The organism is Granulicella rosea (assembly GCF_900188085.1).
Classification (GTDB): domain Bacteria; phylum Acidobacteriota; class Terriglobia; order Terriglobales; family Acidobacteriaceae; genus Edaphobacter; species Edaphobacter rosea.
On the sequence record NZ_FZOU01000007.1, the window covers coordinates 78,658 to 98,681 of the forward strand.

General features: G+C 65.5%; 21 protein-coding genes. 7 read left to right on the forward strand and 14 right to left on the reverse strand.

Going from position 1 to position 20,024, the window contains the following annotated elements:
* Positions 1–30: 30 nt before the first annotated feature.
* Together CHB87_RS17370 and CHB87_RS17375 are read right to left on the reverse strand one after the other, a co-directional pair.
* Positions 31–966 carry an acetamidase/formamidase family protein gene (locus tag CHB87_RS17370; RefSeq protein WP_089409711.1) on the reverse strand — a complete coding sequence of 312 codons (936 nt, stop codon included), beginning with the start codon at positions 964–966 and terminating at the stop codon, positions 31–33.
* Positions 967–1,428, reverse strand: a complete 462-nt coding sequence (locus CHB87_RS17375) for a RidA family protein (protein ID WP_089409712.1) — start codon at positions 1,426–1,428, stop codon at positions 967–969.
* 53 nt (positions 1,429–1,481) lie between these two features.
* Between CHB87_RS17375 and CHB87_RS17380 the strand changes: the two genes are divergently transcribed.
* The 4 genes from CHB87_RS17380 to CHB87_RS17395 are packed head-to-tail and all read left to right on the forward strand — an operon-like array spanning position 1,482 to position 3,574.
* A complete protein-coding gene (locus tag CHB87_RS17380) occupies positions 1,482–2,354 on the forward strand; it encodes a cytochrome c (protein ID WP_142988413.1) in 873 nt (290 codons plus the stop codon).
* Positions 2,351–2,836 (forward strand): DUF2165 family protein, encoded by a 486-nt coding sequence (locus tag CHB87_RS17385; protein ID WP_245818059.1) that lies wholly within the window; start codon positions 2,351–2,353, stop codon positions 2,834–2,836. Before CHB87_RS17380 ends, CHB87_RS17385 begins: the two co-directional genes overlap by 4 nt.
* 52 nt (positions 2,837–2,888) lie before the next feature.
* The gene (locus CHB87_RS17390; RefSeq protein ID WP_089409714.1) at positions 2,889–3,176 is read left to right on the forward strand and encodes a type II toxin-antitoxin system HigB family toxin; all 288 of its coding nucleotides are present in this window, start codon (positions 2,889–2,891) and stop codon (positions 3,174–3,176) included.
* Positions 3,173–3,574 carry a helix-turn-helix domain-containing protein gene (locus tag CHB87_RS17395; RefSeq protein WP_089409715.1) on the forward strand — a complete coding sequence of 134 codons (402 nt, stop codon included), beginning with the start codon at positions 3,173–3,175 and terminating at the stop codon, positions 3,572–3,574. Before CHB87_RS17390 ends, CHB87_RS17395 begins: the two co-directional genes overlap by 4 nt.
* On the opposite strand, the gene CHB87_RS17400 is transcribed toward CHB87_RS17395, so the two are convergent.
* Positions 3,575–5,272, reverse strand: coding sequence for a hypothetical protein (locus tag CHB87_RS17400; RefSeq protein ID WP_089409716.1), 1,698 nt, complete (start codon positions 5,270–5,272; stop codon positions 3,575–3,577). It abuts the gene before it with no gap.
* Positions 5,273–5,350: 78 nt separating this feature from the next.
* Between CHB87_RS17400 and CHB87_RS17405 the strand changes: the two genes are divergently transcribed.
* Positions 5,351–6,166, forward strand: coding sequence for an ATP-binding cassette domain-containing protein (locus tag CHB87_RS17405; RefSeq protein WP_089409717.1), 816 nt, complete (start codon positions 5,351–5,353; stop codon positions 6,164–6,166).
* 3 nt (positions 6,167–6,169) lie between these two features.
* On the opposite strand, the gene CHB87_RS17410 is transcribed toward CHB87_RS17405, so the two are convergent.
* Positions 6,170–9,553 carry a S41 family peptidase gene (locus CHB87_RS17410; protein ID WP_176441837.1) on the reverse strand — a complete coding sequence of 1,128 codons (3,384 nt, stop codon included), beginning with the start codon at positions 9,551–9,553 and terminating at the stop codon, positions 6,170–6,172.
* A gap of 97 nt (positions 9,554–9,650) precedes the next feature.
* The gene (locus CHB87_RS17415) at positions 9,651–10,151 is read right to left on the reverse strand and encodes a MarR family winged helix-turn-helix transcriptional regulator (RefSeq protein WP_176441838.1); all 501 of its coding nucleotides are present in this window, start codon (positions 10,149–10,151) and stop codon (positions 9,651–9,653) included.
* 123 nt (positions 10,152–10,274) lie between these two features.
* Here CHB87_RS17415 and CHB87_RS17420 point away from each other — a divergent pair, with 123 nt between their 5' ends.
* Entirely contained in the window at positions 10,275–11,870 is a 1,596-nt protein-coding gene (locus tag CHB87_RS17420) for a DHA2 family efflux MFS transporter permease subunit (protein WP_089409880.1), read from the forward strand.
* Between the two features lie 147 nt (positions 11,871–12,017).
* Entirely contained in the window at positions 12,018–12,791 is a 774-nt protein-coding gene (locus CHB87_RS17425) for an EAL domain-containing protein (RefSeq protein ID WP_089409719.1), read from the forward strand.
* A gap of 148 nt (positions 12,792–12,939) precedes the next feature.
* Here CHB87_RS17425 and CHB87_RS17430 read toward each other — a convergent pair whose 3' ends face one another.
* The 9 genes from CHB87_RS17430 to trpB all read right to left on the reverse strand — a co-directional run bounded on the left by CHB87_RS17430 (position 12,940) and on the right by trpB (position 19,875).
* On the reverse strand, positions 12,940–13,809 hold the full coding sequence (locus CHB87_RS17430; protein WP_089409720.1) for a prephenate dehydrogenase: 870 nt from the start codon (positions 13,807–13,809) through the stop codon (positions 12,940–12,942).
* Positions 13,806–14,774: a carbohydrate kinase family protein gene (locus tag CHB87_RS17435; protein ID WP_245818060.1), complete on the reverse strand. Its 969-nt coding sequence runs from the start codon at positions 14,772–14,774 to the stop codon at positions 13,806–13,808. The genes CHB87_RS17430 and CHB87_RS17435 overlap by 4 nt, the downstream gene beginning before the upstream one ends.
* Positions 14,771–15,385 carry a Fic/DOC family protein gene (locus tag CHB87_RS17440; protein ID WP_089409721.1) on the reverse strand — a complete coding sequence of 205 codons (615 nt, stop codon included), beginning with the start codon at positions 15,383–15,385 and terminating at the stop codon, positions 14,771–14,773. Before CHB87_RS17440 ends, CHB87_RS17435 begins: the two co-directional genes overlap by 4 nt.
* A complete protein-coding gene (locus tag CHB87_RS17445) occupies positions 15,386–15,607 on the reverse strand; it encodes an antitoxin VbhA family protein (RefSeq protein ID WP_089409722.1) in 222 nt (73 codons plus the stop codon).
* A gap of 16 nt (positions 15,608–15,623) precedes the next feature.
* Positions 15,624–16,331, reverse strand: a complete 708-nt coding sequence (locus tag CHB87_RS17450) for an alpha/beta fold hydrolase (RefSeq protein ID WP_089409723.1) — start codon at positions 16,329–16,331, stop codon at positions 15,624–15,626.
* Positions 16,332–16,450: 119 nt separating this feature from the next.
* Complete coding sequence (aroF, locus tag CHB87_RS17455) at positions 16,451–17,470, reverse strand: 3-deoxy-7-phosphoheptulonate synthase (RefSeq protein WP_089409882.1); 1,020 nt, start codon at positions 17,468–17,470, stop codon at positions 16,451–16,453.
* A 59-nt stretch (positions 17,471–17,529) separates the two neighbouring features.
* Complete coding sequence (locus CHB87_RS17460; RefSeq protein WP_342743581.1) at positions 17,530–17,820, reverse strand: chorismate mutase; 291 nt, start codon at positions 17,818–17,820, stop codon at positions 17,530–17,532.
* 34 nt (positions 17,821–17,854) lie between these two features.
* A complete protein-coding gene (gene trpA / locus CHB87_RS17465; protein WP_089409724.1) occupies positions 17,855–18,625 on the reverse strand; it encodes a tryptophan synthase subunit alpha in 771 nt (256 codons plus the stop codon).
* Positions 18,625–19,875 (reverse strand): tryptophan synthase subunit beta, encoded by a 1,251-nt coding sequence (trpB, locus tag CHB87_RS17470; protein ID WP_089409725.1) that lies wholly within the window; start codon positions 19,873–19,875, stop codon positions 18,625–18,627. Before trpB ends, trpA begins: the two co-directional genes overlap by 1 nt.
* Positions 19,876–20,024 lie beyond the last annotated feature (149 nt).

Below are 20,024 nucleotides of genomic sequence, written 5' to 3' on the forward strand. Positions count from 1 at the left end.
GCTTGGAGCTGGCAGCTAAAGCTCCAGTATTTACGCCCCGAAGAGCTTGCGCGCGGGCAGCACGGACTTCGCGATGGACGCTGACACCGTCACCATCGGCTCGTTGACCACCTGGCTCAGCCGCAGGTTCATCGCGACGCTGCACAGCAGGTACGCATGCACCGGCTCGAATCCCCAGCGGGCGACGAGCAGATCGACCATGCGGCTGGTCGCCGCGCGAGTTGCCGCAAGCGCATCCGCATCCGACGCTACGACGACCCAGCACGGACCTTCGGGCGCGGCGGCCGGCGTCTCGACCAGCGGGCCGGCGAGCGGCTGCGCCTTGTGCAGATGGAAGCGCAGCGTCGCATCCGCCGGGCACTCGATGCCGTTGATGCAGACCTCGCCATCGCCCTGCGCGGCGTGGGCGTCGCCGCAGGAGAAGAGCGCGCCCGCATGCTGGACCGGCAGGTAGAGCGTCGCGCCGGTGAAGAGTTCGCGCACGTCGAGATTGCCGCCGAAGGCGCCTGGCGGCCGCGTCCGCAGCTCCTCGTCGCCCGCCGGACAAACGCCCAGGATGCCGCAGAACGGGCGCAGCGGCACGATCGCCGGGGCGAGCGAAGCGGTCGTCTCTTGATCCAACGCCCAGTGAAAGAGGAACGGGTCCTTGAATCGGTCCTTCAAAAAACCAAGCCCCGGGATGACGCTCGACCAGCCCCAGCCCTTATGCGCGACCTCGAGCACGTCGATCTGCAGCACGTCGCCCGGCTGCGCGCCGTGGACCGCGACCGGCCCGGTGATCGCGTGGATCAGGCCGCGATCGATCCGCTGAAACTCGTCGACCGTCATGCAGGGATGCACCTGGGCGCCGCTCGAATCCAGGCACTCGAAGTGGACCGTGTCGCCCGCATCGATGGTCAGGCGCGGCGGGATAGCGGCGTTCCAGCGCGAGTGGGTCGGGATGGCCGAGAGCGTGTGGGTCGCCACCTAAATCTCCACCGTCATCTGCAGTTCGACGAGCGCATGACGTGGCAGGCCGCTGACCCCGATGGCCGCGCGGACGTGGCGTCCCGGCTCGCCGAAGACCGCGAGGAAGAGGTCCGACGCGCCGTTGACGACCTTCGGCGAATCGGCGAATCCGGCGATGGAGTTCACGTAGCCGTTCACCGAGACGACGCTCTTGATCGCCGCCAGCGAGCCGAGATGCCGCTCCAGCACGGCAAGCTGCAGCAGCGCGCAGCTCCGCGCGGCGTCGTAGCCCTCTTCCACCGTGCGGTCGAGTCCGACCGTGCCGGTGACGATGCCGTCGGCGGTCTGCGAGATGACGCCGGCGAGAAAGACGAGGTTGCCAACCGTCTTCGCGGACATATAGTTGCCGCCCGGCGCGGGGGCTGCGGGCAGGGTCAGGCCAAGTTCGGCGAGCGCGGCGGTGGGATCGTGTGCGGGCATGTTGATTCGTACTTTATCATCGGCGCGAGCGGCGTATCGGCTACCATGAGCGCATGAAGGCACGACAATTTGTGTTGGGGATGGGGTTGGCGCTGGGCGCGGTCTTTGCCTGCATGCATGTACAGGCGGCGGCGAGGCTGCCGCTGCACGCGAAGCTGCGTCTCTACAATACGCGGCAGTCCGCGAGCGATCTCGAGATCGGCGGCGAACTGGCCGGCGTGCCGCCAGGCGAGACGCGCTTCGTCACGTACAAAGACCTGCTGGCGCTGCCGCAGGAGAGCTACCGCGTCGTCGACGATCCGAACTTCGATCACCCGGTGCAGATCGGCGGCGTGGCGCTCGACAAGCTGCCCGCGCTGCTGGGCGCCGCGCCCGCCGCCGACATGATGATTGCGATCTGCGACGACCAGTACGACGCGCACTATCCGGCGGAGTATCTGAAGCAGCACCATCCATTGCTGGTGCTGAAGATCGACGGAAAACCGCCCGCCCAGTGGCCGAAGGGCAGCGGGCCATACATGGTCTCGCATCCGGACTTCAAACCGGCCTTCCAGGTGTTGTCGCATGCGGACGAGGCGCAGGTGCCGTGGGGCGTCGTGCGGCTGGACCTGCGGCACGAGACAAGGGTCTACGCGGCCATCGCCCCGCATAGCCATGACCCGCGGGTGCAGCAGGGCTACCGGATCGCGCGGCAGAGCTGCTTCCGCTGCCACAGCAACGCGGGCGAGGGAGGCCTGAAGTCGAGCCGGAGCTGGGGCGTAATCGCACGGCGCAGCGTGGCCGATCCGCAGTACTTCGACGCGTACGTCCGCAACCCGCGGAAGCTGAACCCGGCCACGCAGATGGCCGCCAGTCCGGGCTACGACGACGCCACGCTCGAGGCGCTGCGAGCCTACTTCAAGGAATTTTCCGGGAGCCGTCCATGATTGTTGCACGCTGTTCCAAGGCAGCCCTGCTCGCCGCCATCGCCTTCTTCTTCACGCTGGTCGTCTTCAACAACACGACGGACTTCGACTCCAACTACCAGTTCGTGCGGCACGTGCTGATGATGGACTCGACCTTTCCGGGCAACAAGGGCATGTGGCGCGCGGACAACCTGCGCTGGGTCCACCTCGCGTTCTACATCGGCATCATCGGCTGGGAGGCGGCAAACGCGGCGCTCTGCTGGCTGGGCGCGTGGCGTCTGCTGCGCGCCGTGGGTCTGCCCGCGGCGGAGTTCCGCCAGGCGAAGAGCATCGGTATCGTCGCGCTTACGTCGGGCATGCTGCTTTGGTTCGTGGCGTTCATCACGGTCGGCGGCGAGTGGTTCCTAATGTGGCAGTCGAAGCTCTGGAACGGGCAGGAGGCCGCGTTCCGGATGTTCGTGGTGGAGGGGATCGTGCTGGTGCTGCTGCAACTGCCGGAGTGAGGAAGGAATTGACAAGTTCGCAAATTGCGAATCAGATACAGGCAGGCGAAATATGCACATCATCAGCCGTAAGCGATTACTGGAAGCAGCGGCGGAGCATCCCGAGCTTGCTGCTCCGCTCGACGCCTGGTACCGCATCGCAAAAAAAGCAGAGTGGCATTCTCTGGAAGATGTGCGGAAGGTCTTTCCGTCTGCCGACTCTGTCGATCGGTTTACGGTCTTCAACCTCAAGGGCAATCAATTTCGATTGATCGCGGAGATCAACTACAGAACGGGACGGCTGTACGTACGGCACGTTCTGACCCATGCCATATACGACAGGGGAGGATGGAAGCGATGAGCGCACTTGCAGTCAATCCAGCCTACACGGCGCTGCTGGCCAAGTTCCCGCCGAGAATCATCCGGTCGGAGGAGCAGAACGAAGGCTACGTTCAGGCTCTCTATGAGCTCGAGCAGCGTCACGACCAGTGGACTTCGGACGAGGCCGAACTCGCGGACCTATTCACGCTGTTGATCGAAGACTTTGAAGACAAGAACTACCAACTCCCAAAGGCCACACCGCTGGAGGTGTTGGCCTTCCTGATGGATCAGCATGGGCTAAAGCAGAAGGATCTAACCGGCGTCTTCGGCACACGAAGCGTGGTCTCCGAAGTCTTGAGCGGCAAACGGGAGATGAACAAGGAGCAGATTCGCCGGCTCAGCGAAAGATTTGGCGTCTCCGTTGAGTTATTTTTCTAGCTACTGTGTGCTGCCAGTCGTGAAGATCTGTTGCGACTGCGCGCCGATGACCCTATACAGCGCGAACTGGCGCGAGTGCTGCGCGCGCAGCTCCATCAGCAGGCTGGCGCGGTTGGACGCCTCGACGTCGACCGCGTCCACCAGCCGCATGCGTGGCGTGCGGTCCAGGTGCAGGGCGTCGGTCACGCTGGACATCGCCACCTTCAGCTCACCCAGCGCGTCCGCCTGCGCGACCACCGCGACATAACGCACGGCGCCGTCCGGCCCCGGCGGCGCGGCGGCGGTGTAGACATAGGTCGGCGCGCCGCCGTAGCTCAGCGTATAGGCCTTCACGGACTCGTCCGTCAGCGCCATCTCCGGCGGAGGCATCTTCGCCGCGAGCGCGGCCTTGCGGCGAGCGGCAGCGGTGGCAGGCGGCTTCACCGGCGGCGGAGGCGGCGCGGCAGCCGCGACCGTGGCGTTATAGGCCAGCACCTTTTCGCGCGCGAAGCCCTGCAGCTTGCCCAGAATGACTGCGTGCTCCTGCTCGGTGTCCCACGCGAGGGTGAAGTTATGCGGCGGCCGGTTGACGGCGTCCGAGACCGCGACCATCTGGTGCAGGTTCTGCGGCAGCCCGGTCAGCTTGGTGAGGTCGTCGTCGCTCAGCGCGCCCGCGGGTTTGCCGCGATGAATCTTCGGGCGGTTGGGGTCGTCGTTCAAGGATCCAATGCCATCGGAGGAGGACTGATTGCGCTCCTTCGCCGCCTGCTTCAGCTCGGCCGGGCTCCGTTTCTTGAGCGTGGGGCGATCCGGGTCGTCGGCGGGAGGCGTGCTGGTGTCTGTCGTCGTCGAGGCCGTATCCTGACGCTTCTTCATCGTGGGCCGGTCGGGATCGTCCGCCGAAGAAGAGGATGTGGTGGATGCGGTCGAGTCCGTCTTGCGCGTCAGCGTCGGACGGTCCGGATCGGCGGCGGGCGTGCTTGTGGTGGTCGCGGCCGGCGTCGTGCTCGGCGCGGACGAGTCGTCGCGGCGCTTCATGGTGGGCCGGTCGGGATCGTCGGCGGGAGCGCTGGCGGCGGGGGTGGTCGTCGAAGAGGTCGCGGCCGGAGTCGAGGCGGCGGAGTCGTCCTTGCGCTTCATCGTCGGACGGTCCGGATCATTCGAAGAGCTGTTGGAAGCGGTGGGAGGGGCGGACGAGTCCGCCGCGGGCTTCCTGGCGAACGACGGCCGGTCGGAGTCGGGCTTTGTCTGGCCGTTCACCGCGACCGATGCGTTCGACTGCCGGACCTTCGTCGCGGGCTTTACCTTGATGACCGGCAGCGGCTTGTAGACGCCGTAGCCGAACCAGCCGTCGTCGTAAGGTGTGGCGTCGTTGCTGGCCGTCTCGGACGGCACGAGGTGGCGCGCGAACGAGAGTTCGACCGTGCCCTTGACGATGCCCGCCTCGTCGAGGTCGAAGATGGTGCCGGTCTCGAGCGCGAAGGGCACGGGCCGCGCGAGGTAGACGCCCGCGTCCCGCAGCTCGCTGTCGATGTAGACCGTGACCGGGATGAGCCGGCTGGCGTCTGGTTTGGCAAGGTCGCCCGTCCACTCATAGACCCCGACCGCGCGCACGACCGCCTGCTGCTTCTCGACCCGGTGGGTCTGGGAGAACAGGGCGTGGCTCAGCATTGGAGGCGCGAACAACAGCGCGGCGAGGATGGTGCGACGGCTCATCATGCACCCCATTAGACGCGGAAAACGGGTTCGAGTTCTACCCGCGCCGCAAATGGTCTGGATTCAGTTTAGGATTCAGCGATGGCGCCTCTTTTACAGGCAGACAATCTCACCATCGCCTTTGGCGAGCGCGCCGTCGTGCATGGCATCTCGTTCCACGTGGACGCGGGCGAGACGCTGGGGCTGGTGGGCGAATCCGGCTCGGGCAAGTCGGCGACCTCGCTGGCGCTGCTGCGTCTGCTGCCGCCGGGCGCACGGATCTCGGGCTCGCTGCGGCTGGCGGGCGAAGACCTGCTGGCGCTGCCGGAAGACGCCATGCGCCGGCATCGCGGATCGAGCATCGCCATGATCTTCCAGGAGCCGATGACCGCGCTGAACCCGGTGATGACCGTCGGGCGCCAGATCGCCGAGGCGGTGCTGGTACACCATCCGAAGCTCGACAGGAAGGCGGTGAAAGAGCGGGTGCTGGCCGCGATGGACGAGGTCGGCCTGCCGGACCCGATCCGCCGCTATGGGGACTACCCGCATCAGTTCTCGGGCGGCCAGCGCCAGCGCATCCTGATCGCCATGGCCATCGTCAACCGGCCCCGACTGCTGATCGCCGACGAGCCGACGACCGCGCTCGACGTGACCATCCAGGCCCAGATTCTGCGGCTGCTGGACGATCTGCGCCGAACGCACGGACTCGCGATGCTGTTCATCTCGCACGACCTGGCCGTGGTCGCGCAGGTGGCGGATCGCGTCGCGGTGATGCAGCACGGGCATCTGGTCGAGCAGGGCGCGGCGACGGAGCTCTTCCGCAACCCGCAGCATGCGTATACGCGCAAGCTGCTGGCATCCGCGCCGACCATGCGGACGGACCGCCAGCAGCCGCTGGCGACTCTTGCCGGCGCCTAAGGCTCAGTACTTGAACGACTTATCCGGATACGCCGGCGGCGGCGGCACGGGTCTTGGGTCGGCGGCGATCTGCTTCTTCAGCAGCTCGATGGCCGACTGCAACTGCTTGTCCTCACCGGCAAAACTCGCGTGCGGCAGGTTGTCGACGACCACATCCGGGTCGACGCCGTGGCCTTCGATCAGCCACTTGCCCTCCGGTCCGTAGACGGCCATCTCGGCCGCGGTGGCGATGCCGCCGTCGGCCTGGCGATTGTTCGCGCTCAGCCATATCTCGCCGCCCCAGGTGCGCGTGCCGATGACTGTGCCGATCTTCAGCCGCTTGACGCCTTCGGTGAAGGCCTCGCCGTCGGACGCCGTCTCCTGGTCGCAGAGCACGACGACATGGCCGCGGAAGGCCTCCTGCATGTTCCAGGTCGGGTTGCCGGTGCGCGGCTGCCAGTAGAACCAGGCCTGGCGCAGCAGCTTGCCCAGCAGCCAGGAGTCGATATTGCCGCCGTCGTTGTGGCGCACGTCGATGATGAGCCCCTGCCGGTTGTAGATGGGGTCGAACTCGCGCGCCCACTGCTCGATATCCGGCGGCCCCATGGCGCGCAGGTGGACGTAGCCGATGTGGCTGGCCGAGGCCGACTCGACCGTGACGCGTCGGCTGTACTCCCAGTCGTTGTAGCGCATGTCGAACTCGGCGCGCGCGCTGACGGGACGGACGAGCACCTCGCGGATCTCGCCCGCAACGGGCTTGACCCGCAGCATCACCTGCTGTCCGGCCTTGCCGCGCAGCAGGTCGCGCTCATCCGAGACCGAGAGTGCGTCGGCGCCGTCGATGCCGACGATGACCTCGCCCTCCTTCACCAGCGACTCCGGCCGGGCGAAGGGCGGCGCCGTGTCGGGCCGGTCGGGATCGTGCAGGTAGATGTGTTCGACGACGAAGCCGCCGGCGCGCTCGTCGCGGCGCAGCCGGGCGCCGAGCGTGGCCAGATCGATCTTGTCCGACGGCATGCGCGCATCGCCGCCGCGCACGAAGGTGTGCAGCGCCGAAAGCTCGCTCACCATCTGCGAGATCACGTCGTTCAGCTCCTCGCGGGTCGACACGCGATCGACCAGCGGCGCGTAACGGACGCGCATCGCCTTCCAGTCCACGCCGTTCATGTGCGGATCGTAGAAGTAATCCCGCTCCAGCCGCCAGGCGTCGTTGAACAGACCTTTGAACTCCTCGCGTGGATCGACCGCGAAGGTCCAGTGTGAGAGGTCGATCTGGGCCTTGGCCTGCGCCTTCGGGTCGCCCGCGCCCGAACCCTTCACGTCCGCATCGAAGATGTAGAAGTTCTCCTCCTTGCGGATGAGCATCTTCTTGCGGTCGGCGGAGATCTCGAAGCTGCGCACGCCGGACATGACCGTGTCCGCCTCGTCGCCCTTGTTGGCGATGTCGAGGCACTGGAGCTGCGCCCTGGGCTCGGATTCATCCGGAGAGCTCAGCCAGCAGAGGCGCTTGTCGGTGATCTGCAGGCTGCGGAAGTTGCCGGAGGGCGCCGGGACCTCGGTCAGGCGCGCGGCGAGACCGGCGAAGTCGATCTTGACCTCGGCGACCTTCTTGTCCTTCGCCTTATCGTCCTTTTCTTTGTCCGCGTCCTTCACGGCGTCGGCGGCCTTTGCATCGCCTGCAGCGGCCTTCTTCTCGGTCTCCTTCTTCTTATCGTCCTTCTTGTCTTCGTCCTTCTTATCCTTCGATTCGGGATGCAGCTCGTCGTAGGGCAGGAAGGGCGAGCGCTGGTCCGGCTGCAGGGCAAGCTGGTAGATCTTCACCGAGCGGTCGAAGTGCGGGTCCGGCTGGCGCGAGCCCCAGGGCGACTGCACCGAGGTCTTCAGCATGCGGTCCGAGAGGAAGTAGAGCCACTTGCCGTCCGTGCTCCAGACCGGGTCGGAGCTGTTATAGCGGTCGGAGGTGATGGCCGTGATCGCGCCTGTCTCGACGTTCAACACCCTGGCCTGCTGGAACTGGTTATCCCCGGCCTCGACGAAGGCGAGCCAACGGCTGTCGGGCGACCAGCTCAGGTTGCTGAAGTCGTCGTTCGCGGACTTCGCGATGAGCTTTTCGGTCTTGCTCTTCGTGTCGAAGACCCAGAGCTGCTGCTTCTTGTCCGTGTGCGCGAGCCACCGGCCGTCGGGCGAGGAGACGCCATCCCAGCGCAGGACGTCGGCGTCTTTGGTCCACTGCTCCGGCTTGCCCTGTCCGTTGGCGGGATACTTCCAGAACTCCGTCTCGTCCGTCTGGGTGGAGAGGGCGAGGATGCTCTTGCCATCGGGCAGGAAGCGCGCGCTGCGGAAGCGCACGGCGGAGTCCGCCGCGATGCGGACCGTGCGACCGCTGCTCTTCGCCGGCAGGGTAAAGACCTCGCCGCGCGCGGTGAAGACGGCGGAGCCGCCATCGGGCGAGAGATGCACGCTGGTCAGGTAGTCGGTCGGCTTCTTCACCCAGTGCTCGCGCAGTTGCTCGAAGTCCGAAAGCAGCGTGATGGGGATGATCGCCTCCTTGCCGGTCGCGAGGTCGAGCGACCACAGGTCGGCCCCGCAGGCGTAGACGATGTGTCCGTCCGAGACCGAGGCGGAGGCGATGTCGAAGCCATGCTGATGGCTCTCCTGCTTCACGCCCTTGCCCTGCGGGTCCATCGAGTAGACGTTCATGACGCCGTCGCGGTCGGAGAGGAAGTAGACGCGGCCGTTCCAGAACATGGGATTGTGCGAGGTGCCGGCAAAGTCGCCGGTCAGGGGCACGGCCTCGGAGTGGCCGTCGAAGCGCCAGATGGTCTCCGGCCAGCCGCCCTGGTAGCGCTTGGTGTAGCTGAACTGCTTCTCGAAACGGGTGAAGAAGAGCGACTTGCCGTCGGTGGAGTAGGCCGCCTCGGAGCCGGTGGCGAGCGGCACGGTCTCCTGCTCGCCGTGTTCGCCCAGCAGGACCAACTGCGCGTCGGGCAGCGTGGCGTAGCGGCTGGTGCTGACGATGAGGCGGCCATCGGGAGTCCAGCCATCGGGAATGGCGTCGCCGTTCCAGGTGCGGCGGCGCGGTACGCCACCCAGGATCGGCAGGGTGTACGCCTCGGCCGGACCCTCGTACTGCGCGGTGAAGGCCACGGTCTGGCCGTCGGGCGAGATGGTCGCGTGCCGCTCGAGGCCGCTGCCGGAGGTCAGCCGCCGCGCCGCGCCGCCAGCCAGCGGCACGGACCAGAGATCGCCCTCGGAGGTGAAGACGACCGTATCGCCGTGAACCGCGGGAAAGCTGTAGAAGCCGCGATGCGCCGCAAGATCCTTCCCGGCCGCCAAAAGCGAGACAGGAACGGCAAGGCAGAAGGCAAACAGAGAGATCGTCCGGCGGAGGGTGGTTCCTCTAAACATGTGCGGCTGCTCCAGTGCGTCGTTGGGAGATGAATGCACGGAGAATACCACCGATCGAATGCAGGGAATAGGAACCTTGTGTGGATGCCCTTCTTCCCTAGCCCTTGTCGCGCGTCCGGTCATGCGGCGCCAGATTCCCCAGCGCCTTCTCGATCAGCGCGCTGAAGCCCTCGATCTCCTCGGTGGCGACGCCCTTCCAGATGGCCTTTTCGATCTCCGCGTAGGTCGTGTCGCCGTGTTCGAGCATCTGCAGACCGGCCGGGGTCAGCGTAAAGGTGACCAGGCGGTTGTTCTCCGTATCCTTGCCGCGTTCGAGCCAGCCGCGTTCGACCGCCTTGGCGAGCATCGTTTGCGTCGTCTGCGGCGTGACGTTGCAGGCGCGGGCCAGTTGCGCGCCCGTGGCGCCCGGCTCCAACTTGACCTCGTACAGGATGCGAAGCTGCGCGGCCGTGACCTCCTGCGGACGCAGCTCGTCGTCGAGGCGGTTCTTCGCCGCCAGAATCAACCGGCGGATCAGCTTGCCTGCCTGGCGCAGGGTCTTGGCTCTCGAAAGGCGGCGGGTTGGCTTGCCGGGTTTGCCGGCGACGTCTGCGCTCATATCAGCTTGCTGATACTCTATCAGGAAGCTGATACGGAAAGACAGAAGCGGATCCTCTTCGAGGATGACAAACAAGCGAAAGCAAGAACAACAAGCACAGGTACAGCAGCACACGAGCCGACGATGCCAGACCAATCGCACCACGAAGAAGAATGGAAGCCAAGTCATAACCCCTGGGCCGTCGCCCTGACCGTGACGCTCGCGACCTTCATGGAGGTGCTCGACACCTCGATCGCCAACGTCGCGCTGCCGCACATCGCCGGATCGCTCGGCGCGTCGGGCGAAGAGGCGACGTGGGTGCTGACCAGCTACCTGGTTTCGTCGGCCATCATCCTGCCCATCTCCGGCTGGATCTCGAATCGCATCGGCCGCAAGCGCTTCTACATGACCTGCGTGGTGATGTTCACGGCCTGCTCGATGCTCTGCGGCCTGGCGCCGACGCTGCCCATCCTCATCTTCGCGCGCATCCTGCAGGGTCTTGGCGGCGGCGGTCTCGCGCCGTCCGAACAGGCGATCCTCGCCGACACCTTCTCCGTCGCCGACCGCGGAAAGGCCTTCGCGCTCTACGGCACGGCGGTGGTCATCGCGCCGGCCATCGGGCCAACGCTGGGCGGCTGGATCACCGACAACTTCAACTGGCACTGGATCTTCTTCATCAACCTGCCCATCGGTCTGCTGTCGCTCTATCTTTCGAACCGCATGGTCGAAGACCCACCGGCGGTGAAAGCGCGCACACTGATCAAGAGCCCGGTGGACTTCACCGGCCTGGGCCTGGTCGCCGTCGGCGTCGGCTGCCTGGAGTTCTTCCTCGACAAAGGACAGGAAAAAGACTGGTTCGGCGATCCGATGATCTGCACGGTCGCGGCCATCGCCTGCATCCTGTTGATTGCCTTCGTCTTCTGGGAGTGGCGCCATCCCGACCCGATCGTGGACCTGAAGCTGTTGAAGAATCGCAACTTCGGCACGGCGGTCTTTCTACAACTCATTCTCGGCATGGTGCTCTTCGGTTCGACCGTGCTGATTCCGCAGTACCTGCAGGGTTTGCTGGGGTATACGGCGGAGCGCGCCGGCCAGGTGCTCTCGCCCGCCGGCCTCGTCATGATGGTCATGATGATCGTCGCGGGCCGGTCGCTGGGCAAGTTCGACCCGCGCCTGATGGTCTCGCTGGGGTACATCGCCGTCGCGGCGGGGCTTTACAACCTCACGCGGCTTTCGCTCGACAGCGCCTTCGGGACGGTGACGCTGTGGCGCATGCTGCAGGTCATCGGGCTGCCGTTCGTCTTCATCCCCATCAGCACGCTGAACTACGTCGGCGTGCCGCGCTCGAAGTCGAACCAGATCTCGAGCCTCTCGAACTTCGCCCGCAATCTCGGCGGCTCGGCCGGCACGGCGCTGCTGACGACCTTCCTCGCGCGCCGCGGACAGACCTTCCAGTCGCAGCTTGCGGAGCATTCGGTGCAGGGCAGCGTGCAGTACACGCGCTACATCGACAGCGTGGCGGCGGTGCTGCGCCAGGGCGGCATGTCCGCCACGCAGGCCATGCAGAGCGCCGTCGGCTATGCCTATCAGCAGATGCTGCGGCAGGCATCCATGCTGGCGTACAAGAACGCCTTCGCCCTGCTTTCGTTCGTCATCGTGTGTCTTACGCCATTACCCTTCTTGATGCGCCTGCCCAGCAAGGCCGAGAAGCCGCTACCCGAAGACGCGGTAGCCCACTAGACTCAGTGAGGGTCGGTGGCCAATCTCGTAAACGGAGACGAAATCGAAAGATTCGTCTTCGTTAGGACATGGCTTCCTCCGCGCTCTCTTCCTACTGCGGCTCCGGCAACTTGCAATCTTGGGTCAGATATCACGGGGCGGTAGATTATGGCATCGGTACTCAGCTTCATCACGCGCAAACCCGCTCCGCGGGCGCCGGTCACGATGGCGTTTCAGCCGATCGTGGACGTACGCGGCGACCGCATCGTCGCGTATGAGGCGCTGGCGCGCGGTCTGCAACGGGAGCCGGCGCAGGCGCTGCTCGGCGGCCTCTCGCTCGAACAGCTTCACCTGATGGACGGCGACTGCCGCAGCGCCGCCATCGACTGGGCCGGACGACTGGGCCTGATGCAGACACGCGCCGACCTCTGCATCAACTTCTCGCCCAACTCGGTCCTCGAGACCGCCGAAGGGCTGAGCGGACTCGCCGAGCTGGCCGCGAAAGCGCGCATTCCGCTCGACCGCATCGTGCTCGAGATTACCGAGATGGAGCGCATCCGCGACCATGAGCAACTCCGCGCGCTCTTCGAACCCTACCGCACGCAGGGCCTGCGCACGGCCATCGACGACTTCGGCGCGGGCTACGCAGGCCTCTCGATGCTGGCCGCGTTCCAGCCGGATATCCTCAAGATCGACATCGAGCTGACGCGAAGGATCCACGAGCGCTGGCCAAGCCAGACGATCGTGAAGTCCATCCTGCAGGTCTGCCGCGACCTCGACATCGACGTGATCGCCGAAGGCATCGAGCAGGAGGCCGAGTTCGACACGCTCTACACGCTCGGCGTACGCAAGTTCCAGGGCTTCTACTTCGGCCGGCCGGGCTTCGAACGGCTGCCCGGCCACAACCGGCAGGCCAGCTCGCGGCAGTACAAGCTGATTTAGATTTTCTTGTTTGTCATTCCCGAAGGGAATCTGCTTCTGCCTTTCTCACGAGCTTCCACTGAAGCTAGGGTGCCCCATTCTTTGCGGTCGTATCGCGAAGAATGGGGCACCCAGGCGCTTCCGGTTCTGCCAACAGGAAAGGCAAAGACTAGTCCCGCCGCGCGCGAAACTCATTCGCCAGCCGGAACTCCTCGCGCAGCTCCGGCGTCTTCAAGCCTTCGCGCAGATGCGCCAGCCGCTGCTCGAGCGCGTAGATCGTCGCGGCGAGCGGCTGGGTGTTGGTCATCGCGACGTCGCGCCACATGCTGTAGGGGCTCGCGCCCAGTCTGGTCATCTCGCGCAGCGCCCGGCCGCCGATGGCCTGAAACTCCGCCGCCAGCTCCGGCGTGTGGCTGAACTCTTCTTCGAACATGGCCGACATCGCGGTCGCGACCATCTGCGGCAGATGGCTGACCCAGGCGCACACCTGGTCGTGCCGCGCCGGGTCGAGATCCATGCTGCGCGTGCCGAAGCGGCTCACCCAGGCGCGCCACTCGGCCTCGATCGAGGTCTCTTCGGCGACGGGTGTAAAGAGCCACATCGCGCCCTGAAAGAGACTCGCCTCGGCCAGCGCTGCGCCGCCGGACTCCTTGCCGGCCATGGGGTGTCCGGGCAGGCAGCGCGCGCCAGCGGGGGAGTTGTAATGCGCCTGCGCCTGATCCGCGATGGCGCGCTTGGTGCTGCCGGTGTCCGTAACCAGTTGATGGCGGCCAAGTTCAGGCGCGAGCAGGCGCATCCAGTCCAGAATCGCCAGCACCGGCACGGCGAGCAGGATCACATCGGCCTGTTTCGCGGTGGCGATGGCCTCGTCGCGGCTGCGCACGAAGGAATCGATCGCGCCCGAGGCCAACGCCGCTTCCAGCTCGGCGGCGCTGGCGTCGAAGCCCGCAATCTGGCCCGTGAATCCAGCAGCGCGCAAGGCAAGACCCGTGGACGCGCCGATAAGACCTGTGCCGACGATCAGGATGCGTTCAATCATTGTGAAAGGCCCGCGGAGGACGAGGCAAACTGCATCGGATACCGCTTGCCCGTACGCATCAGCTCCTCGATCGCCGCCTGCGGCCGAATCGCCCCGCGCGCGCCGACGGCGGTGCAGTTCAACGCCGCGGCCGCGCAGGCGTAGTCGAGCGTGCGCGCCAGCGGCCAGCCCCGCACCAGTCCGAAGATAAAGCCCGCGTGAAAGATGTCGCCCGCGCCGGTGGTGTCCAGCACCGGAACCTCGTACGCGGCGCTGCCGGTGAACTCGTGGCCGTCCCACGCGAGCACGCCGTCAGGGCCAAGGGTCGCCGCGGCCAGCTTGCAGCCGTAGCGCCGCTGCATGGCGACGAGCGCCTGCCGGAGGTCGTCCTCGTGCATCAGGCGGCAGGGAAAGTCGCGGCTGACGATCAGGTAGTCGACATTTTCAAGCAGCTCGTCGACGCCGGGGTAGGGCTCGTCCATATCGGCGACGACGGGAACGCCGGCCTCGCGGGCCCAGCGCGCGGCCGTGGTGGCGGCGGCGGTATCGTGGCCGTCCACGTGCAGAACGCGGGCGTTGACGATCCACTCGCGGGTGAGGTCGGTGGGCTGGAGGATCAGGCGCTCGTCGCGCCGGCAGAGCACGGTGCGCTCGCCCTCGGCATCGACCAGGATCAGCGACTGCGGACTGGCGCCGCCGGGAACGATGATCAGCCGCGTCTCGACGCCGGCATGGTCGAAGGCCGCGCGATGCAGCGTGCCGGCGGTGTCGTCGCCCAGCTTGCCGACGTAGCGCGTGCTGAGACCCCAGCTCTGGCAGGCGACAACGGTGCTGGCGACCTGGCCGCCGGGCAGGATGGTCGCGGTGGCGTACTCCACCTTCGACCCGCGCGCGGGGTAGCTGGTGAGCGGAATGACGGTGTCGGTCGCGTTCAGACCGACGCCGACGAGATCGACCTTCTGGTACAGCGGGGATTCATTCATCATGAGTTCATCGCGCGGCTGGAGAATAACGCCGCTTCCACGATGGTAGCAAGTTGGCCGTTGTCGCCGCTCAGAAGGCTTGCGATCGAAGCGTCGATCATGGCCTGCTGGGTGAACCCGGCCCAACTCAACGAATGCCCGGCGTGGACGCCGAGCTGACGGATGAACTCCCGCTGGGCGCGTCCGTTGCCCTCGCGAAACGGGTGGATGGCGTTGATCTCGCCGAGATAGAATGCCGCCCGAGTGGCAAAATCCTTCGGGCTGAGGTTGACGAGGAATCCCTCGCGCTTCAGCTTGCCAAGCGCATCGTCCAGCGCGCCGTGTATGTGCATCGCAGGCCCGAAGTTGGAGTTGCCCTTCGAGATATTGACCACGCGGAACTCGCCCGCCCAGGGGAAGACGTCCTGGAAGAGGTACTTGTGGATGGATTGCAGGTGCGGGATATCGAACTTGCCGGTGACGCCGCGATCCCGGAGTTCTCCGGCTCGTTTGATGCCGAGGGATGTTTCAATCTCATGCAGCTCGGCGTAGTCTGTGATGCCGAATCGGTTCTTCGGACACGGAAAGCCACGTTCCGAATGCGGGTCGCTTGCGAAGCCTCGATCAGCCGCCACTTACGCAGCGCCAGCCATGTGCCCTCGTGCGGTAAGAAGCTGCTGGACGTGAAGGTCGATGGCGGCAGAAAGCTGCTCACGGTTCAATTCGCCCTCAGCGAATCGTTCCAGAAGCGCAGTCGTTGTGGTGTCCGGAAAGAGGCCTTCCATGGCGTGGGTACCAAGAACGTCTTCGTTTGACTGTCTACGGCGAAGCTTTTCATCCTCGGAGATGTGAGCCATGGCGATGCCCTCGTCCTTATTTTATCGCCGTTTCAGCAGTTTGCTCCAGGAAACGACAGAGGATCTCTACCATTCGTTTCGGTTCTCGCTGCGCCAGTAGGTGAGGCCCGGGAACACGCACCACCTCGACGCCTGGCAGGCAGCGCCGAATCTCGCGCAGCGCCTCCTGTCCCACCAGACGGTCGCCTTTCGCAAGGACATAGAGCACCGGCACCGCAATTTGAGCGAGCTCCGCGCGGACGTCGCAGTTCAATACAAGGCGCAGGCGGTGGGCCAGGACGGAAGGCGCCACACGTCCTACCGCGGCTCGCACTGCGTCGAGCAGCGACTGTGGCGCGTCTTGACCGACAAGCGCGGCGCGCAGAATTGAGTCCGGCAAGGGCAGGCGAAACAGTAGTCCGGCAAACAGACCTGCGAGGATGCGCCTCCAACCTGACAAAGGGCTTCTGGCAAAGCCCGCGATCAGCACCAGCCCGAGCACGTTTTCCGGTGAGCGTGCTGCGTATCGGATTGCCGTGGGCGTCGAAAATGACTCCGCAACCAGCAAAAACGGTGTCTCCGTCTCCGCCCAGACATCGATCGAGGCACGGAGTTGTTCCTCGTCCAGACACACATCGACCGGATAGCACAGTGCGCGGACCCGCACCTCCCCGGGTAGCGCCATGATGAGGTCGGCATAAAGGTCGCTGGTTCCGTCGAGTCCTGGAAGAAGAACGATCCGCATCGCTACTCTCCCTCATCAAGCGCATTTCGCCAGCGACGCTCTATCGGCGGCACTGGCGAAATGCGGGGGGTTCTCCACTTCGCTGCGCTTCGGTCGAGATGACGAGGCCTGAGGCGAGTTTATGCCACCGTACGCCCAACCACCGGCGCCAGCGCCCGCAACTGCGCGACGAGCTTCTCAAGCTGCTCCGGGAAGAGGCTCTGCGCGCCGTCGGACATCGCCTTGTCGGGGTTGGGGTGCATCTCCATCAGCAGGCCGTCCGCTCCGGCGGCGACCGAGGCCAGCGCCATCGGCGGCACGAAGTCGCGGATGCCTACGCCGTGCGACGGGTCGCCGAAGACCGGCAGGTGCGTCAGCTTCTTCAGCACCGGAATGGCCGAGATGTCCATCGTGTTGCGGGTGTAGGTCTCGTAGGTGCGGATGCCGCGTTCACACAGCATCAGGTCGTAGTTGCCGCCGGACAGGATGTACTCGGCCGAGAGCAGGACCTCCTCGATCGTCGCCGCGATGCCGCGCTTCATCAGCACCGGCTTGCGCACGTGGCCCAGCTCGCGCAGCAGGTTGAAGTTCTGCATATTGCGCGCGCCGACCTGGAAGCAGTCGATGTAAGGGAGCATCACCTCGATCTGCGAGATCTCCATCACCTCGGTGATGACGAGCAGGCCGGTCATGTCGGCGACCTCGCGCAGCAGCTTCAGTCCCTCGACGCCCATGCCCTGGAAGCTGTACGGCGAGCTGCGAGGCTTATACGCGCCGCCCCGCAGGAACTGCGCTCCGGCGGCCTTCACCTGCTGCGCGCTCAGCAGGATCTGCTCGCGCGATTCGACCGAGCACGGACCCGCCATGATCGTCACTTCCTTGCCGCCGACGACCACGCCGTTGGGGAAGGTGATGGTCGTGCCCTCGGGGCGGAACTTGCGGCCGGCCAGCTTGTAAGGCTGCGTGATGCGGTACGCATCCTGCACGCCGGCGAGCACCTTGAACTCGGTCACGTCGAACTCCGTCGGCTTGCCCACGCCGGCCAGAATCGTCTGCTGTGTGCCGGTCGTGCGGTGGACGTTGAATCCGAGGTCGACCATGCGTTCGATCACGTGTTGAATATTCTCTTCGGTAGCCTGGTCCTGCATTGCAACGATCATCGTGCTTTCCTTCGCGGCCGCGGTCTGCAGCGGCATCTATCACCGGGTAAGTTACAAATTTATTTCTGGATCGAACGCATCACGTCGATGATGCGTTCGTACACATGCATGAGCTGAGCGTCGTCGAGCGGACCTGGGTTGGCGGCCTTCACGCGGTCGAAGACGGCCTGCTCGCGCTTCGGTTCGTAGACCGGCATGTCGGTCTGCTTCTTCAATGCGCCGATGGCCCGTGCGGCCTCGGCCCGCTTGCTGATGAGCTGTACGATCTGCACGTCGAGCTCATCGATCTTCTCCCGCCAGTCTGCTATCTCCATGCCCTTGCCTCGCTTTGTGCGGATGGCGTGCGCCATCGCCGAATCTTGATTCCGACCATCATAGAAGTTGTCATGAGCGAAGCCCCGCGATGAACTCGCCCACAGCCTTCGCGGCCTCTTCGGGCGCGGTCTTTTCGATCAGCGCGACCAGCGCGCTGCCGATCACGGCCGCATCGGCGAACCCGCCCACGGCCTTTACATGTTCGGCGTTCGAGATGCCGAACCCCACCGCCACTGGGATGCCCAGTGGCTCGGTAAACTTGCGCAGCCGTGCGACCAGTCCGGGCGCGTCGCTGTTCACGGTCTGCTGGGTGCCGGTGATGCCCACGCGGGAGATGGCGTAAACGAAGCCCTTGCTGGCCTCGGCGATGGCCTTCAGCCGTGCGTCGGGGCTGGTCGGCGCGGCGAGGAAGACCGGCGCGAGATTGTTTGCCTGCATCTCGGCGATGTACTCGGCGGCCTCTTCGACGATCATGTCGGTCAATAGAACGCCGTCTGCGCCTGCCTCAGCTGCTGCCTTGCAAAAGGCTTTAAGGCCCATCCGCACTACCGGGTTCAGGTAGCTGAAGAGGATGATCCCGCACTGCGGGCGCGCCTCGCGCAGCTCCTTGCACAGGGCCAGGACATCGGAGAGGCGGACGCCGTGCGCGACGGCGCGTTCGGACGCACGCTGGATGACCGGGCCGTCGGCGAGCGGGTCGGAGAAGGGGACGCCCAACTCGATGACGTCCGCGCCGTTGTCGATGGCGGCAAGCGCGATCTCGCGGGTGATGGCGATGCTGGGATCGCCGGCGGTGAGATAGGCGATGATGCCGGGTTTGTTTGCGAAATTAATGGGCATTAGAGGCTGCCTTTCGGGGTTATAGGGCTTGCGCCCTTCAGATCCAGCTCGCGCGCCAAAATCCCCATATCCTTATCGCCACGGCCTGACAAGTTCACCATGATGATCTTGTCCTTGCCCATCAGCGGCGCGAGGCGAACGGCCTCGGCGACGGCATGGGCCGACTCGATCGCCGGCAGAATTCCTTCGGTGCGGGAGAGCGTGACGACAGCCTTCAGGGCGTCCTCGTCCGAGCAGGAGACGTACGTCGCGCGGCCGGAGTCGTGCAGCATCGCGTGCTCCGGGCCGACGCTGGCGTAGTCGAGTCCGGCGGAGACCGAGTGAGTGCTGGCGACCTGACCGGCATCGTCCTGCAACACGTAGGAGTAGGTCCCCTGCAGCACGCCCGGGACGCCGCCGCCGACCTTCTGGAATCGCGCCGCGTGCTCGCCCAGCGCCGTGCCGCGTCCGCCTGCTTCGACGCCGATCAACTGCACGTTCGCGTCGGGGATGTACTCGTAGAAGGCTCCGATGGCGTTCGAGCCACCGCCCACGCAGGCGACGATGGCGTCCGGCAGACGGCCCTCCTGCTCGAGGATCTGCTGCTTCGATTCGAGCGAGATGACGCGGTGGAAGTTGCGCACCATCGTCGGGTAGGGGTGCGAGCCCAGCGCCGAGCCGAGGATGTAGTACGTCTCGCGAACGTTCGTCACCCAGTCGCGCATGGCCTCGTTGATGGCGTCCTTCAGCGTGGCGGAGCCGCCGTTGACGCCGCGCACCTCGGCGCCCAGCAGGCGCATCCGGTAGACGTTCAGCTCCTGCCGGCGCATGTCCTCTTCGCCCATGTAGATGACGCATTCGAGCCCCAGTAGCGCGCAGACCGTGGCCGTCGCGACGCCGTGCTGGCCCGCGCCGGTCTCGGCGATGATGCGCTTCTTGCCCATGCGCCGCGCGAGCAGCCCCTGGCCCAGCGCGTTGTTGATCTTGTGCGCGCCGGTGTGCAGCAGGTCCTCGCGCTTCAGGTAGATCTTCGCGCCGCCCAGCGTCTCCGAAAGGCGTTTGGCGTAGTAGAGCGCCGTCGGGCGGCCGCAGTAGTGGTGCAACAGCTCGTCGAGCTCGGCGTGGAAGGCTGGGTCGGCGTCGGCGTCGGCGTAGGCCTCGTCGAGCTCGAGCAGCGCCGCCATCAGGGTCTCGGGAACGTAGCGCCCGCCGTAGGCGCCGAAGCGGCCAGGAATGGATGTTGCTGTCGGATTCAGTGTTGCTGTCGCCATCGGGAACACTCCTGAGCACTAAGAACAAGTTCGCAAACAACACAAAAGCCGCACCTTGTGGAAAGGTTGCGGCTCGTCTGGGGTCGAATCGTCTGAAGATTGGGGTGATGCCGTCTTTCAGAGGATGCTTACACCGTCGAGGCCGCCAT